At 67.6% G+C, this 15075-nt stretch carries 12 protein-coding genes and 1 pseudogene; 9 read left to right on the forward strand and 4 right to left on the reverse strand.

The window, feature by feature from the left end; genetic code table 11:
* Positions 1-2 precede the first annotated feature (2 nt).
* Positions 3-2807, forward strand: a complete 2805-nt coding sequence (gene glnE, locus GNX71_RS32685; protein WP_206176227.1) for a bifunctional [glutamate--ammonia ligase]-adenylyl-L-tyrosine phosphorylase/[glutamate--ammonia-ligase] adenylyltransferase — start codon at positions 3-5, stop codon at positions 2805-2807.
* Positions 2800-3951 carry a septal ring lytic transglycosylase RlpA family protein gene (locus GNX71_RS32690; RefSeq protein WP_206176228.1) on the forward strand — a complete coding sequence of 384 codons (1152 nt, stop codon included), beginning with the start codon at positions 2800-2802 and terminating at the stop codon, positions 3949-3951. Before glnE ends, GNX71_RS32690 begins: the two co-directional genes overlap by 8 nt.
* Before the next feature lie 6 nt (positions 3952-3957).
* Here the strand turns inward: GNX71_RS32690 and GNX71_RS32695 are convergent, their stop codons facing one another.
* From GNX71_RS32695 to GNX71_RS32705, 3 genes are all read right to left on the reverse strand, one after another.
* Positions 3958-4419 carry a carboxymuconolactone decarboxylase family protein gene (locus tag GNX71_RS32695; protein ID WP_206176229.1) on the reverse strand — a complete coding sequence of 154 codons (462 nt, stop codon included), beginning with the start codon at positions 4417-4419 and terminating at the stop codon, positions 3958-3960.
* Positions 4420-4508: 89 nt separating this feature from the next.
* Positions 4509-5390 carry an RNA polymerase sigma-70 factor gene (locus GNX71_RS32700; RefSeq protein WP_206176230.1) on the reverse strand — a complete coding sequence of 294 codons (882 nt, stop codon included), beginning with the start codon at positions 5388-5390 and terminating at the stop codon, positions 4509-4511.
* A gap of 87 nt (positions 5391-5477) precedes the next feature.
* Positions 5478-6335 (reverse strand): ferritin-like domain-containing protein, encoded by an 858-nt coding sequence (locus GNX71_RS32705; RefSeq protein ID WP_176661255.1) that lies wholly within the window; start codon positions 6333-6335, stop codon positions 5478-5480.
* Between the two features lie 129 nt (positions 6336-6464).
* Between GNX71_RS32705 and GNX71_RS32710 the strand changes: the two genes are divergently transcribed.
* From GNX71_RS32710 to GNX71_RS32735, 6 genes are all read left to right on the forward strand, one after another.
* Positions 6465-7079 (forward strand): glutathione peroxidase, encoded by a 615-nt coding sequence (locus GNX71_RS32710; RefSeq protein ID WP_206176231.1) that lies wholly within the window; start codon positions 6465-6467, stop codon positions 7077-7079.
* Positions 7080-7372: 293 nt separating this feature from the next.
* A complete protein-coding gene (locus tag GNX71_RS32715; RefSeq protein WP_206176232.1) occupies positions 7373-8680 on the forward strand; it encodes an FAD-dependent oxidoreductase in 1308 nt (435 codons plus the stop codon).
* Positions 8677-9480 (forward strand): DUF1365 domain-containing protein, encoded by an 804-nt coding sequence (locus GNX71_RS32720; protein WP_206176233.1) that lies wholly within the window; start codon positions 8677-8679, stop codon positions 9478-9480. Before GNX71_RS32715 ends, GNX71_RS32720 begins: the two co-directional genes overlap by 4 nt.
* Positions 9477-10703, forward strand: coding sequence for a cyclopropane-fatty-acyl-phospholipid synthase family protein (locus tag GNX71_RS32725; RefSeq protein ID WP_206176234.1), 1227 nt, complete (start codon positions 9477-9479; stop codon positions 10701-10703). Before GNX71_RS32720 ends, GNX71_RS32725 begins: the two co-directional genes overlap by 4 nt.
* A gap of 17 nt (positions 10704-10720) precedes the next feature.
* Positions 10721-12010: an MFS transporter gene (locus GNX71_RS32730; RefSeq protein WP_206176235.1), complete on the forward strand. Its 1290-nt coding sequence runs from the start codon at positions 10721-10723 to the stop codon at positions 12008-12010.
* Entirely contained in the window at positions 12007-12801 is a 795-nt protein-coding gene (locus GNX71_RS32735) for an SDR family NAD(P)-dependent oxidoreductase (RefSeq protein ID WP_206176236.1), read from the forward strand. The genes GNX71_RS32730 and GNX71_RS32735 overlap by 4 nt, the downstream gene beginning before the upstream one ends.
* A 47-nt stretch (positions 12802-12848) precedes the next feature.
* Here GNX71_RS32735 and GNX71_RS32740 read toward each other — a convergent pair whose 3' ends face one another.
* The gene (locus GNX71_RS32740; RefSeq protein ID WP_206176237.1) at positions 12849-13460 is read right to left on the reverse strand and encodes a glutathione S-transferase N-terminal domain-containing protein; all 612 of its coding nucleotides are present in this window, start codon (positions 13458-13460) and stop codon (positions 12849-12851) included.
* Positions 13461-13596: 136 nt separating this feature from the next.
* Between GNX71_RS32740 and purB the strand changes: the two are divergent.
* Positions 13597-14975: pseudogene (gene purB, locus GNX71_RS32745) on the forward strand (adenylosuccinate lyase).
* Positions 14976-15075: the final 100 nt, after the last annotated feature.

Genomic DNA, 15075 nt, shown 5'->3' on the forward strand with positions numbered 1-15075 from the left:
TTATGACCGCCAGCATTCAGAGGGGTTCCACGGAAACCGATAGCAGTGTGAACCAGTTGCCAGCCACTTCGACGCCGACCGCACAGGTCGCGTTCTCTTCCTACTCCCGTTTCGTCCAGCGCCTGCGTCGCAGGTATGCGGGCGAACTTGCATTGCTTCCCCCGGGCGAGCCGCGGCGCGAATCGATGGCCGTGGCCTTCGAGGCATTGCGCCAGCGCGGTGATGCGGTGGGCGATGCCTTGCGCATTGTCAGGCAGCTGGTGATGGAGCGGCTGGTCACGCTCGATTGCGACCAGCAGGCGCCTCTCGCTGTAGTGACCACCGCGGTCACCGAGCTCGCGGAATTCGCGCTCGACATCGCCTGCGCCGATGCTTGCCGCGAGCTCGATGCGGTGCATGGCGCACCGCTCGGCCCCGAGGGCCAGCGTGCGCAGCTCTGGGTGATCGGCATGGGCAAGCTCGGCGCGCGCGAGCTCAACGTGTCCAGCGACATCGACCTCATCTACCTGTACGACCTGGACGGCGAGACCCAAGGCGACGCCGACGGGCGCGGGCGCCTCGCGAACCAGGAGTACTTCTCGCGCGCCGTCAAGCGCATCTACGCGCTGGTGGGCGACACCACCGAGCACGGCTTCGTGTTCCGCGTCGACCTGGCCCTGCGGCCCAACGGCAACTCGGGGCCGAGCGTGGTCTCGCTCGATGCGCTCGAAGAGTATTTCCAGGTGCAGGGTCGCGAATGGGAGCGCTTCGCCTGGCTGAAGAGCCGGGTGGTGGCGCCGAGCGACGTGGTGCTCAGCGGCAACGCACAGGGTCTGCGCGGTGCGGTGCTGCCCTTCGTGTTCCGCCGTTACCTCGACTACAGCGTGTTCGATTCGCTGCGCACGCTGCACCGGCAGATCCGCGAGCAGTCGGCGCGCCGCAGCGCCGGGCGGCCCGAGCGCGCGAACGACGTCAAGCTCTCGCGCGGCGGCATCCGCGAAATCGAATTCACCGTGCAGCTCCTGCAGGTGGTGCGCGGCGGACAGTTCCCCGAACTGCGCACCCGGCCCACGCTCGATGCGCTGCAGCGTCTCGCACGTGCCAACCTCATGCCGCAGGAAACCGCCGATGCACTGGCCCTGGCCTACGAGTTCCTGCGCCGCGTAGAGCACCGCATCCAGTACCTGGACGACCAGCAGACCCACGTGCTGCCGGTGGCCGACGACGACCTGCGCTGGATCGCGCAGTCGATGGGCTACGCCGACTGCTGCCCCTTCCTCGCGCAGCTCGACACGCATCGCGAGTTCGTCGCGCAGGAGTTCGACAAGCTGCTCGGCGGCGAGAAGCCCTGCAACGGCAAGTGCAACGGCAAGAAGGCCGCGGCCCCTGCCGACCTGGCGGACCTGCTCGACGACCTGCCGCCCGTCTTTGCCGAGCGCATCCGCGACTGGTGCGAAACGCCGCGCGTGCTCGCCCTGCGCGAAGAAACGCGGGGGCGGCTGCGCCAGCTGGTGCAGCGCACCGGCCAGTGGCTGAAGGAGCCCGACGGCGACGGCCCGGGGCAGACGCCGCGCCACGTCGATGCCGCCATGCGCTGGGCCGATTGGATCGAGCCGCTGATGCGCCGCGAAAGCTACCTCGCGCTGCTGGTCGAACGGCCCGCCGTGCAGGAGCGCTTGCTGCGCCTCTTGGGCGCAGCGAAATGGCCCGCGCGCTACCTGATGCAGCACCCGGGCGTGATCGACGAGCTCGCGAGCGACGAGATGCTGTCGGGCCGCTTCGTGGCCGACGAATTCGAGCGCGAGCTGGAGGCACGCCACACCTCGCTCACCCGCACCGGCGAGGCCGACGAAGAGCGCCTCTTGAACCTGCTGCGCCATGCCCACCACGCCGAGGTGTTCCGCACGCTGGCGCGCGACGTGGACGGCCGCATCACCGTCGAGCAGGTGGCTGACGACCTGAGCGCGCTGGCCGACACCACGCTGCGCGTGACCGCCCGCTGGTGCTGGCCGCATGTGCGCAACCGCCACCGCGAGGTGGCGCAGTTCGCGATCATCGGCTACGGCAAGCTGGGCGGCAAAGAGCTGGGCTACGGCAGCGACCTGGACATCGTGTTCGTCTACGACGATGACGACGAGCGCGCCGGCGAAGTCTATGCGGCCTATGTGCGCAAGCTGATCAACTGGCTCACGGTGAAGACGCGCGAGGGCGACCTGTTCGAGATCGACACGGCGCTCCGACCCAACGGCAACTCTGGCCTGCTCACCACCAGCTTCGAGGCGTACGAAAAGTACCAGCTCGGCCGCGGCAGCAACACCGCGTGGACCTGGGAGCACCAGGCCATGACGCGCGCGCGCTTCGTGCTCGGCAGTGCCGACCATGGCGCCGAACTGGGCACGCGTTTCGACCAGGTGCGCGAGGCCGTGCTGGTGTCGCCACGCGACCGCGAGGCGCTCAAGGCCGAGATCATCGCGATGCGCAACAAGCTGCGCGGCGCGCGGCCGGTGAAGGCCGACCGCTTCGACGTGAAGCACAGCCCCGGCGGCATGGTCGATGCCGAGTTCGCGGTGCAGTTCCTCGTGCTGTCGTGCTCGGGCGAGCACCCCGAGCTGACTCCCAATGTGGGCAACATCGCGCTGCTGCTGCGCGCCGAACTGGCGGGGCTGCTGCCCGAAGGCATCGGCCGCAGCGCGGCGCGGGCGTACCGCGAGCTGCGCCGCGTGCAGCATCGCGCGCGCCTGAACGAAGAGCCGACGCAGGTCACGCCGCCCGCACTGGCCGCCGAACGCGAAGCCATGCTCGCCCTGTGGAAGGCGGTATTTGGCTGACGAAGCCCGCGCCTGCACGACCACCGCGCTGGCTGCGTGCGCGGTTGCCGTCGCCGTCCTTCTGGCCGGTTGCGCGAGCGGCACGCGCAGCGGCGGCGGCGTAGCCAGCGGCCGCGACGGCCCCGGAACGAACATTCCCTCGGACCTGGACCGCGTGCCCGACGCCGAGCCCCGCATCGAACCCATCCGCGGCAGCGGCGGCACCAGCAAGCCCTACACGGTGCTGGGCCGGGGCTACCAGCCGATCACCGACGACCGGCCGTTCCGGGAGTCGGGCCTGGCCTCGTGGTACGGCCGCAAGTTCCACGCCGCATCGACCTCCAGCGGCGAGCCCTACGACATGTACGCAATGACGGCCGCGCACAAGACGCTGCCGCTGCCGAGCTATGTACGGGTGCGCAATCCGGCCAACGGACGCGAGGTGATCGTGCGGGTGAACGATCGCGGACCCTTCGTCGACGGACGCGTCATCGACCTGAGCTACACGGCCGCGCTCAAGCTCGACCTCTTGCGCGGCGTGGCGCCGGTGGAGATCGAGCGGATCACGAACGAGGACATCCGCACGGGGGCATGGCGGCGCGATTCGGGGACTGCGTATGCAGCAGCCTCGCCGGCACCGCGCGCAGCGGCCGCGTCGGTGCCGGTGCCCTCGGCCTGGGTGGCGCCGGTGGCGATGAATGCGCCGGCGGCTTCCACGATGCCTGTCGCACCGCAAACACCGGTGACGGCGATGACGCCTGTCGAGCAGCAGCCCGTGGCGCAAGCAGCGTCGCAAGCCGTCGAAGCAGACGTCCCGCCGCCACCGCGTCAGCCGATCGTTGTCACCGACCTTGCGCCCATGGCACCGCTCGACGTCCCTGCACGACCGCCGTCGGCGGCTTCGGCGACCGCACCTTCTGCCGCCGCGGTGGCGGGCTTCTGGGTGCAGCTCGGCGCTTTCCGCGAACGCGACGGTGCGGAGAGCCTGTTGAACCAGGCCGCGCGCGGATTGCCTTCGCTGGCGCCGCAACTGCGCGTGTTCAGCGAGGCCGGCACGCACCGCCTGCAAGCCGGGCCGTTCGCCTCGCGCAATGCGGCCGGCGAAGCCGTCACGCAGTTGCGCGAGAGCCTGCGGATCGCGCCGATGGTGGTCGAGCGCCGCTGAGGAAGCTCAGTCCAGCGTCTTGACGGCCACCGGCACGCGCATGCCGACGTTGATGCGGTTCCAGGTGTTGATCTGCGCGACCGCCACGGTGAGCTCGGCGATCTCGACGTCGCTGAACTGCGCCTTCAAGGCTTCGAACTCGGCGTCGCGCTCGTCGTGGTGATCGGCCAGCCGCGTGAGCGATTCAGCCCAGGCCAGCGCGGCGCGTTCGCGCTCGTTGAAAAAGCTCACCTCGCGCCAGGTGGCCAGGCTGTTGATGCGCTGCCAACCTTCGCCTTGCTTGCGCAGGTCGCGCACATGCATGTCGAGGCAGTAGGCGCAGCCGTTGATCTGCGAGACGCGCGCGAAGACGAAGTCGAGCGTCGTCTTGCCGACGGTGCTCGCATCGATGCTGGCGCTGACGCCCAGGATGGCTTCGAAGGTCTTGGGGATGGTCTTGAACCAGTTCAGGCGGGGGGTCGTGTTCATGAGAAGGCTCCAGTGGATGGGTTGAAGAAAATCTGCTTCCAACCCACTGAAGACGGGCCAGCCCTCGGCCCTGTGACACGCCGCGCGAACTATTTCGACGCGAAGCGCTGCGCGATGCGGGCGAGCTTGTCGGGATTGCGCTGCACGCGGATGCGCGCGATGCGGTCGTCCTCGATCTCGAAGGTCTGCGCCGATTCGAGTTCGCCGTCGACGAAGCGCAGGAGGCCGGGCTCGCCGTTGATTTCCACCAGCTCCATGCGCACCACCGGGCCCATGCGCCGCCAGAGCGAATAGTAGAGCTGCGCGAGGCGCTGGTTGCCGGTGAGCACCTTGCTGAAGGACTGCACCTTGCCGCCACCGTCGCCGATGAGCTCGACCTCCTCGGTCATCAGCGCCTTCAGGTCGTGCATGCTGCCGCGCGCGGCGGCGTCGGCAAAAGCGCGCAGCAGGCGCTGGTGGGTTTCGCGCGAGACCTGGTAGCGCGGGCGGGCGTCCTGCACCTGGGCCTTGGCGCGATGCACCAGCTGACGGCAGGCCGCTTCGCTCTTGCCGAGCGTGAGCGCCACTTCGTCGTAGTCGGCATCGAACACCTCGCGCATGAGGAACGCGGCGCGCGCCTCGGGCGCCAGGCGCTCGAGCACGGCGAGGAAGGCGACGGAGATGTTGTCGGCGCGCTCGAGCGATTCCTCGGGCGTGTCGGGCGACTCGGTCAACGTCGGTTCCGGCATCCAGGCGCCGATGTAATGCTCGCGCTGGACCTTGGCGGCGCGCAGCCGGTCGATCGACAGGCGCGTGACGACGGTCACGAGCCAGGCTTCGGCGCTGTCGAAACTGGCCTTGTCGGCTTCATGCCAGCGCAGCCAGGCGTCCTGCACAACCTCTTCGGCCTCTGCAACGGAGCCGAGCATGCGGTAGGCGATGCCCTGGAGGCGGCGACGGTGGCTGTCGAAGGTGAGGGTCGGGTCGTCCATGCCCGATTAGACGTTCGGCGCCTACGGGTTGTGACACCTGGGCCCCAAAAAAATCGCCCCGGGGTGCGGGGCGAAGTTCTTGTTTGTTTATGCGCCTTGGTACTCGGGCTTGGGGCCGAGCGTGGCGGCGATTTCCTTGCGGTAGCGGTTCAGCTCCTGCACGGTCTTGAAGCTGCGGTTCATCAAGAGGCTCAGGTTGTGCAGGATGCGCTCGCCGACCTTGGTTTCCCAGACGGCATCGAACTTGATCTGCTTGTCGAGCCAGTGCTCGAGCCAGTCGGGATCGGGCATGCGGCTCTGGATGGTGTCGTTCGGGAACAGCGCCTTGTTGACGTGCAGGTTGGTCGGGTGCAGCGCCTGGGCGGTGCGACGGGCGCTGGCCATCAGGACGCCGACCTTGGTGAACGCAGCACGGGCCTCGTCGCCGAACTTCTCGAGCGCACGCTTCATGTAGCGCAGGTACGCGCCGCCGTGGCGGGCTTCGTCCTGGCTCAACGTGGTGTAGATGTGCTTGATGACCGGCTCGGTGTGCCACTGGGCGGCGCGGCGGTACCAGTGGTTCAGGCGGATCTCGCCGCAGAAATGCAGCATGAGGGTCTCGAGCGGGGGGGCGGGGTCGAAATCGAAGCGCACTTCGTGCAGTTCGGCTTCGGTGGGCGCGTGCTTGGGGCTGAAGCGCTTGAGGTACTCCATCAGCACCAGGGAGTGCTTCTGCTCCTCGAAGAACCAGATCGACATGAAAGCGGAAAAATCGCTATCGTGGCGGTTGTCGCGCAGGAACATCTCGGTGGCCGGCAGCGCCGCCCACTCGGTGATGGCATTCATCTTGATGGTCTGGGCCTGCTCTTCCGTCAGCAAGGAAGCGTCGAACGACTGCCAGGGAATATCCTTGTCCATGTCCCAGCGGACGGATTCGAGTTGTCTGAAGAGTTCCGGATAGAGCATCAAAGTCTTTCTATGGCCGCCGATTTTAGTCGGCCCGTTTGGCGCGCCCATGACAGACGCGCGATGATGCGGATACGTGCGCCGTGGCGGCACGGATGCACACCCCCCTTTTTGAACCAGGAGCCCGCCATGCGAACCCTTTTCTTATTGTCGACGCTCTGGCGCTGTGTTCCGGCTGTTTCCCTCGTGGCCGGACTGTTTACGGCGCTTCCGGCAAGTGCCCAGACGACGCCTGCCACACCCGCTCCGGCAGAGGCCGCCGGGTGCCCCGCGATCCTTCAACACACCTTCCCGCGGCTGCAGGATGAAAAGCCCCAGACTTTGTGCCAGTACTCCGGAAAGGTGGTCCTGGTGGTCAATACGGCGAGTTTTTGCGGCTTCACGCCGCAGTACAAGGGCCTGGAAGCCCTGGATATGAAATACCGCAACCGCGGGCTGGTGGTGCTGGGCTTCCCGTCGAACGATTTTTCGCAGGAATCGGGCTCCAACAAGGAAATCGCCGACTTCTGCGAAAGCACCTTCGGGGTGAAGTTTCCGATGTTCGCCAAATCGTCAGTACGCGGAACGGACGCCAATCCGCTGTTCAAGCAACTCGCCCAGGCCTCCGGCACCACGCCGAAATGGAATTTCTACAAGTACCTGATCGGTCGTGACGGCAAGGTCGTGCAGGCCTGGTCGAGCATGACGGCGCCGGATGAAAACGGCTTCGTGAACGTCATCGAGAAGCAGCTCGGGACAAATTAAGACTGACCAGTTCACAAAAAAACGAATCGGTAATATTATTTACCGATGCGTCCACCCAATCGTGAACTGAGCGTCACAAACGTTTACCACTGCACCGGGAACCGGGCCCCGGGAGCCGCGCTCATAATTTGCGTGGGTGGCCAAAACCCACCGGTTTTCATGTTGCGAGGTCTTCCGGGCGCTTGCCGTCTGGTCGAAATCCCGAGGCGATTCTTCTCCTCCTCCCTCCCTCCCTCCTTCGCGTCGGGGCGCCTCGCAGCATTTTTATATTCCCCCCGGAATCGGGGCTCGCGATGACGCGGCCCCTTCGAGTCGCCATCATCGGCGCCGGCATCTCGGGACTGGCTGCAGCGCACGCCCTTCGCGATGCGGCCCGCATCACCCTCTTCGAAGCCAGTGAATACTTCGGCGGCCACGCGCACACGGCAGCGATCGAGCTGCCACGCTCCCCGACCGATTCGACCCGCGTCGCCCATGGTGTCGACACCGGCTTCCTGGTCTACAACGACCGCACCTACCCGAACCTGATCCGCCTCTTCGCCGAGCTCGGCGTCGAGACGGCGTTGTCCGAGATGTCGTTCTCCGTCCAGGCCACCCGCGACAACGGCGGCCGGCTCGAGTGGAGCGGCAACAACCTCGGCACCGTCTTCGCCCAGCGGCGCAACCTCGCCGATCCGCGCTTCCTCGGCATGCTGGCCGACCTCTTGCGCTTCAACCGCCTGACCACGCGCATCGCCGAGGCCGGCACTGAGGGCGAACTGGCCCAGCCGCTCGGCGATTTCCTGGACACCCACCGCTTCGGCGCCGCCTTCCGCGACTGGTACTTCCTGCCGATGATGGGCTGCATCTGGAGCTGCTCGACCGCGCAGATGCTGGCGTTCCCGGTCGCGACCATGATCCGCTTCTGCCACAACCACGGGCTGATCCAGATCGCCAACCGGCCCCAGTGGCGCACGGTGCGCGGCGGCTCGCGCCACTACGTCGAGAAGATCGTCGCGGGTCTGGAGGACAAGCGCCTGCGCACCCCCGTGCGTCGCATCACCCGCGCCGACGGCGGCGTGCTCGTCGCCACCGACGCCGGCACTGAGCGCTTCGACCATGCGATCCTAGCCACCCATTCCGACCAATCACTCGCCATGCTGGCCGATGCCAGCCCCGCCGAATCGGCCGTGCTCGGCGCGATCCGCTACCAGCCGAACCACGCCGTGCTCCACACCGACGCCTCGGTGCTCCCGCAGCGCCGATCGGCCTGGGCCGCCTGGAACTACGAGCGCGCGGCGGCCAGTGAGCGCGAATCGGGCCGGGTCTGCCTGCATTACCTGCTGAACAAGCTGCAGCCGCTGCCCTGGGAGCAGCCGGTGATCGTTTCGTTGAATCCGGTGCGCGAGATCCAGCGTAGTCAGCTCATGGCCGAATACGACTACGACCACCCGGTGCTCGACCTTGCCGCGATCCGCGCGCAAGCCGAGGTTTCCGTCCTGCAGGGCCAGCGCAACACCTGGTTCGCCGGCGCATGGATGGGCTATGGCTTCCACGAAGACGGCCTGAAAGCCGGCCTGGCTGCGGCCGCCGGCCTGCGGGCGACAAGGTCTGCGGCATGACCCAGGAGCGCCCGCTCCCGCTGATGGGCTTCGGCGAGGTGCGCCATGCGCGCCTGCGCCCGGCGCGCAACGCCTTCGTCTACCCGACCTATTTCCTGATGCTGCCGATGCGCAGCCTGCGCGCAAACAGCAGCGACGCGCTTGCGCTCAACCGGCGGGCGGCCCTCTCCTTCCACGACGTCGACCATGGCGACGGCCGCACGCCTGCGCAGGGCGGCGCCCTGGCCTGGCTCGACGAACTCCTGGCCGCACACCAGATCCACGACGCGACCGGCGAGGCCTGGCTGCACTGCTACCCGCGCGTGTTCGGCTACACCTTCAAGCCGGTGAGCTTCTGGTACTGCCACACGGCCGAAGGCGCGCTGCGCGCCATCGTGGTCGAGGTCAACAACACCTTCGGCGAGCGCCACTGCTACCTGCTGGACCGCCCGGTCTACGGCCAGGAGCTCAAGGCCACCAAGGCCTTCCACGTCTCGCCGTTCTGCCAGGTCAGCGGCGACTACCGCTTCCGCTTCTTCGTCGATGCGCAGTTCGCCCACACCGTGGTGCGCATCGACCACGACGACGCCGACGGCCCCCTGCTGCAGACCAGCGTGAGCGGCGAACTCGGTCCGCTCACGACGGCCAGCGTGCGGCGTGCGCTCTGGCGCTATCCCGCCATGACCTTCGGGCTCATCGCACGCATCCACTGGCAGGCCGCCAGGCTCTGGCTCAAGCGCGTTCCCTTCGTCGCCAAGCCCGCGCCGCCCCGCCATTTCGTGTCCAGCGACCATCCGCACCAGCCGCAGGCGAACCCATGACCCCGACCACCACCGCCCCCCAGGTTTCGCGCTTTTCACTGCCGCAGGACGCCCCCGGCGCCGCGCGCACGGTGCTCGGCCTGTTGCAGCGCCTTGCCCACGGCTCGCTCACGGTGCGGCTGCCCGACGACTCGGTGCGCCACTTCGGCGCCGCGCCCGGCAGCAGCAATCTCACCGCCTCGCTCACGCTGCGCAACTGGGAGGTCTGCAAGGCCGCGCTCAAGTCGGGCGACATCGGCTTCGCCGAGAGCTACATCGCGGGCGACTGGACCACGCCGAACCTGGTCGAGCTGATCAAGGTGTTCATCGCCAACCGCCGCGCGATCGAGGACGTGGTCTATGGCAGCTGGTTCGGCCGCCTCGTCTACCGCGTGCGGCACCTGATGCACCGCAACAGCAAGGCCGGCAGCTCGCGCAACATCCACGCGCACTACGACCTGGGCAACGCCTTCTACAAGCTCTGGCTCGACGAGACGATGAACTACTCGTCGGCGTGGTTCGAAGGCAACTTCGACAAGCCGATGCCCGACGCCCAGCGCGCCAAGGTGCGGCGCGCGCTCGACATGGCCAGCGTGAAACCCGGCGACCGCGTGCTGGAGATCGGCTGCGGCTGGGGCGCGCTGGCCGAGATGGCGGCCTTCGACTTCGGCGCCTCGGTGACTGGCGTGACGCTCTCCACCGAACAGCTCGCCTTTGCCCGGCAGCGCACCGCGGGCCTCTCTGCCGACCTGCGCCTGCAGGACTACCGCGACATCGACGACGCGCCCTTCGACGCCGTCTGCTCGATCGAGATGGTCGAAGCGGTGGGCCGCGAATACTGGCCGACCTACTTCCAGAGCGTGAGCCGGCTCCTCAAGCCCGGCGGCCGCGCCTGCGTGCAGAGCATCGTGATCGACGACCAGCTCTTCGACCGCTACATCGACTCGACCGACTTCATCCAGCAGTACATCTTCCCGGGCGGCTGCCTGCCCTGCCCGCGCGAGTTCCGGCGCGAGGCCGAGGCCGCGGGGCTCACGGTGGTGGACGAGTTCGCCTTCGGCGCCGACTACGCCGAGACGCTGCGCCGCTGGCGCGAGCATTTCCTCGCGCAGCGGGGGCAGATCCTGCAGCTGGGCTTCGACGAGCGCTTCATGCGCATCTGGGAGTTCTACCTCGCCTACTGCGAGGCGGCGTTCTCGCAGGCCAACATCGACGTGGTGCAGTACACGCTGCAAAAGCGCTAGAGACGGCGCGGCCCTTCGTGTCCTCTTTCGGCCCTCTCGACGGCGTGCGCTACGGGCTGCTCGGCCTGCCGCTCGCCTTCGTCGCGCTGCCGCTCTATGTGCTGCTGCCGAACCACTACGCTCGCGCCTTCGGCGTGCCGCTCGCCACGCTGGGTGCGGTGCTGCTGGGCGCGCGGCTGCTCGATGCGCTGATCGATCCGCTGCTCGGGCGGCTCAGCGACCGGCTGCATGCGCGTTCGGCGCAGGCCGTTCTGGGCTTCGGCGCTGTCGCTGCGGGTGTCCTGCTGCTGGGCTTCGGGCTGCTTTTCTTTCCCCAATTGCTGGTCGACCCCGCGCGCCATGGCGCACTGCTCGTGATCGCCTCCGTGCTGCTCGCGCTGACCTACGCGGGCTACAGCATGCTGAGCATCGCGCACCAGTCGTGGGGCGCGATGCTGGGCGGCGACGCGCTGCAGCGCAGCCGCATCGTGGGCTGGCGCGAAGGCATGGGACTGCTCGGCGTGGTGCTGGCATCGGTCACGCCGACGCTGGCGGGACTGCCCGCGACGGTCGCGCTGTTCGGCGTGTTGCTGGTGGCGGGATGGGTCTTCTGGACGCAGGCGCCACGGCCGGCGCGCACCGCCGCGTCGCACACGGCAGTCGACCTGCGGCTGCCGCTGCGCCGTGCGCCGTTTCGCCGCCTGCTCGCGGTGTTCGTCCTCAACGGCATCGCGAGCGCGGTGCCGGCCACGCTGGTGCTGTTCTTCGTGCAGGACCGGCTGCGCGCACCCGCCGCGATGGAGCCCGCGTTCCTCGGTCTCTACTTCGTGGTCGCTGCCGCATCGATTCCCGTGTGGCTGCGCATCGTGCGCCGCTGGGGCCTCGCACGCAGCTGGCTCGGCGGCATGTGCATGTCGGTGGCGGTGTTCGCGTGGGCCGGCGCGATGGGCGCGGGCGACGCGGTGCCTTTTCTGGTCGTCTGCGCGCTGTCGGGTTTCGCGATCGGTTCGGACCTCGTCCTGCCGAGTGCGCTGCTCGCCGGAATCATTGCCGAGGCCGGCGACCAGCCGCATGCCGGCGCCTACTTCGGTTGGTGGAATTTCGCGACCAAGCTCAACCTCGCGCTCGCCGCCGGCCTCGCGCTGCCGTTGCTCGGGCTGGCCGGCTATGCGCCCGGCGCACGCGATGCGTCGGCGCTGCAGGCGCTGTCGCTCGCCTACTGCCTGCTGCCCTGCGTGCTCAAGGTGATCGCAGGCGCAGCGCTGTGGGCGCTGGTGATTCGATCGCCAGCTTCCGCAGCGCCCCTTCCGGCGAAGGCTGCGCCGTGAAGCCCTTCAATCCGCCGCTCGCCGATTGGCATGGCAAGACGGCATGGATCGTCGGCGCCTCCTCGGGCATCGGCCGCGCGACGGCGCTCGCGTTGCTCGAAGGCGGCGCGCGGGTCGCCGTGTCGGCCCGCAACGGCGAGGCGCTGGAAGAACTCGCAGCGCTGCACAACGACGCCGCACGGCCGCCCCGCGTGATCGTGCTGCCGCTGGACGTGCGCGATGCCGCCGCGGTCGCCGCGGCGTATGCGCAACTGCAGGCGATGGCCGGCACCGTCGATCTCGTGCTCTTCAACGCGGCGACCTACGGCGTGCTGCGCGCCGACGCATTCGCGCTCGACGAAATGCTCGCGCACCAGCAGGTCAACTACGTCGGCGCATTGAACGTGCTGGCGGCCGTGCTGCCCGGCTTCGTGGCGCGCGGTGCGGGCCACATGTCGCTCACCGCCAGCGTCGCGGGCTTTCGCGGATTGCCGAAGAGCCTGGCCTACGGCCCGACGAAGGCCGCGCTGACCCATCTGGCCGAGGTGCTCTACATCGACCTGCATGCCCGCGGTATCGGCGTGAGCGTGATCCAGCCCGGCTTCGTCACCACGGCGCTCACGGCGAAGAACGATTTCGCGATGCCTGCGCTGATCACGCCTGCGCAGGCCGCCCAGGCGATGCTCGAGGGATGGCGCCGCGGCGCGTTCGAGATCCACTTTCCGCGGCGCTTCACGTTCTGGATGAAGCTGATGCGGCTCTTGCCGTACCGGCTCTACTTTCCGGCTGTTTCCAGGTTCACCGGGCTCTGAAAAAGAAAAAGGCGCCGCGTGGCGCCTTGGTTCGGGGCTGTGCCTTCTCAGGGCTTCGTATCGATGAAGCTGGGGCGCAGCATGAGCTTGTCGTACAGCTTCGCAAGATTGCTGTGCTCGCCGCGCCAGTCGATATCGGGGAAACGCAGGCTCAACCAGCCCAGCGCGCAGCCCACCGCGATGTCCGACAGGCTCAGGTGGATGCCGCTGCAGAAGGGCTTGTCGCCCAGGCCCTTGGACATGGCAGCCACGCCGTCCACGACCTTTGCGCGCTGGCGCTCGATCCAGGTCGTGCTGCGCTCGTGGTCGTTGCGACCGGACCAGGTGGCTTCCAGGCGCCAGAGCACGCCGGCGTCCATGACGCCATCGGCCAGCGCTTCCCAGGTCTTGACCTCGGCGCGCTCGCGGCCCTGCTGCGGGATGAGCTTGCCTACCGGAGACAGCGTGTCGAGATATTCCACGATCACGCGCGAATCGAACATCGCCTCCCCGCCTTCCATGATCAGGCAGGGCACCTTGCCCAGCGGATTGGAGTTGGAGATGGTGGTGTCGGCGGACCAGACGTCCTCGAGCACGAACTGGTAATCGAGCCGCTTTTCGGCCAGCACCACGCGCACCTTGCGCACATAAGGGCTGGCGGCGGATCCGATCAGTTTCATGAAGGCTCTCTCCCTTTGTTCTTGGCTTGTTAACACTTGCTCATAATCATTTTAGGTGAACGGGACAACCCGGGGCCCGGATCCACCCCGATGTGTCGGTACGGCCCCACGGACCGCCGGCGCCTAAAATTCGGGCATGAGCTTTTCCACCGTCTCCGCCCTCTCCCCCTTGACGGCCGCTATGCGGCCAAACTCGCGGCCTTGCGCCCGCTGATGAGCGAACAGGGCTACATGCACCGTCGCGTGCAGGTCGAGGTGGCGTGGTTCATCGCGCTGTCCGACTGCGGCTTCGCCGAATTCAAGCCCCTCACCGGCGGCGCCCGCAAGTACCTGCTGGGCTTGGTGTCCCATTTCTCCGAGGCCGATGCGCTGGCCATCAAGGAGATCGAGAAGACCACCAACCACGACGTGAAGGCCGTCGAGTACTGGATCAAGTCCAAGTTCGAAGCCCGGCCTGAGCTGCTGGCCGCCGCCGAGTTCGTGCACTTCGCCTGCACCAGCGAAGACATCAACAACACCAGCCACGCCCTGCAGATCCAGGCCGCGCGCGAAAAGGTGGTACTGCCCGCCATCGACGGCCTGATCGCCAAGCTGCGCGAGATGGCGCACCAGTTCGCCGGCGTGTCGATGCTCTCGCGCACCCACGGCCAGACCGCCAGCCCGACCACCGTCGGCAAGGAAATCGCCAACGTCGCGGTGCGCCTGTCGAAGGCCCGCGCGCAGATCGCCTCGGTGCAACTGCTGGGCAAGATGAACGGCGCCGTCGGCAACTACAACGCCCACCTGGCCGCCTGGCCCGATTTCGACTGGGAGGCCTTCAGCCGCAAGGTCATCGAGACACCCGCGCCGCTGGGCCTGGGCCTGAGCTTCCAGCCGTACAGCATCCAGATCGAGCCGCACGACTACATGGCCGAGCTGTTCGACGCGGTGGCGCGCGCCAACACCATCCTGGTCGACTTCTCGCGCGACGTCTGGGGCTATGTGAGCCTGGGCTACTTCAAGCAGCGCCTGAAGAAGGGCGAGATCGGCTCCTCGACGATGCCGCACAAGGTCAACCCGATCGACTTCGAGAACGCCGAAGGCAACCTGGGCCTGGCCAACGCGGTGCTGCGCCACCTGAGCGAGAAGCTCCCCATCAGCCGCTGGCAGCGCGACCTGACCGACAGCACGGTGCTGCGTAACATCGGCGTGGCCTTCGGCTATGCCACGCTGGCCTACGCGAGCCTGGCCACGGGCCTGGGCAAGCTCGAACTCAACGAAGAAGCGCTGGCCGAAGACCTCGACGCATCGTGGGAAGTGCTGGCCGAGCCGATCCAGACCGTGATGCGCCGCTACGGCGTGCAGGGCGCCTACGAGCAACTGAAGGAAGTGACGCGCGGCAAGACCGTGACGGCCGAGGCGCTGCACGGGCTGATCCGCTCGCTGGCCATTCCGGACGAGGAAAAAGCCCGCCTTCTGGCCATGACACCCGCCAGCTACGTCGGCAAGGCCGCGGAACTCGCCAGTAGAATCTAAAGTTCCCGTGTATCGATCCACCAACCGCAGCGAACGGTTGGCCTGACCGCACACGCGGACCCCCAACTTCCCAGCCAACGCGCCTTTTCACAGGTACGCC

This window comes from Variovorax sp. RKNM96, assembly GCF_017161115.1.
Classification (GTDB): Bacteria; Pseudomonadota; Gammaproteobacteria; order Burkholderiales; family Burkholderiaceae_C; genus Variovorax.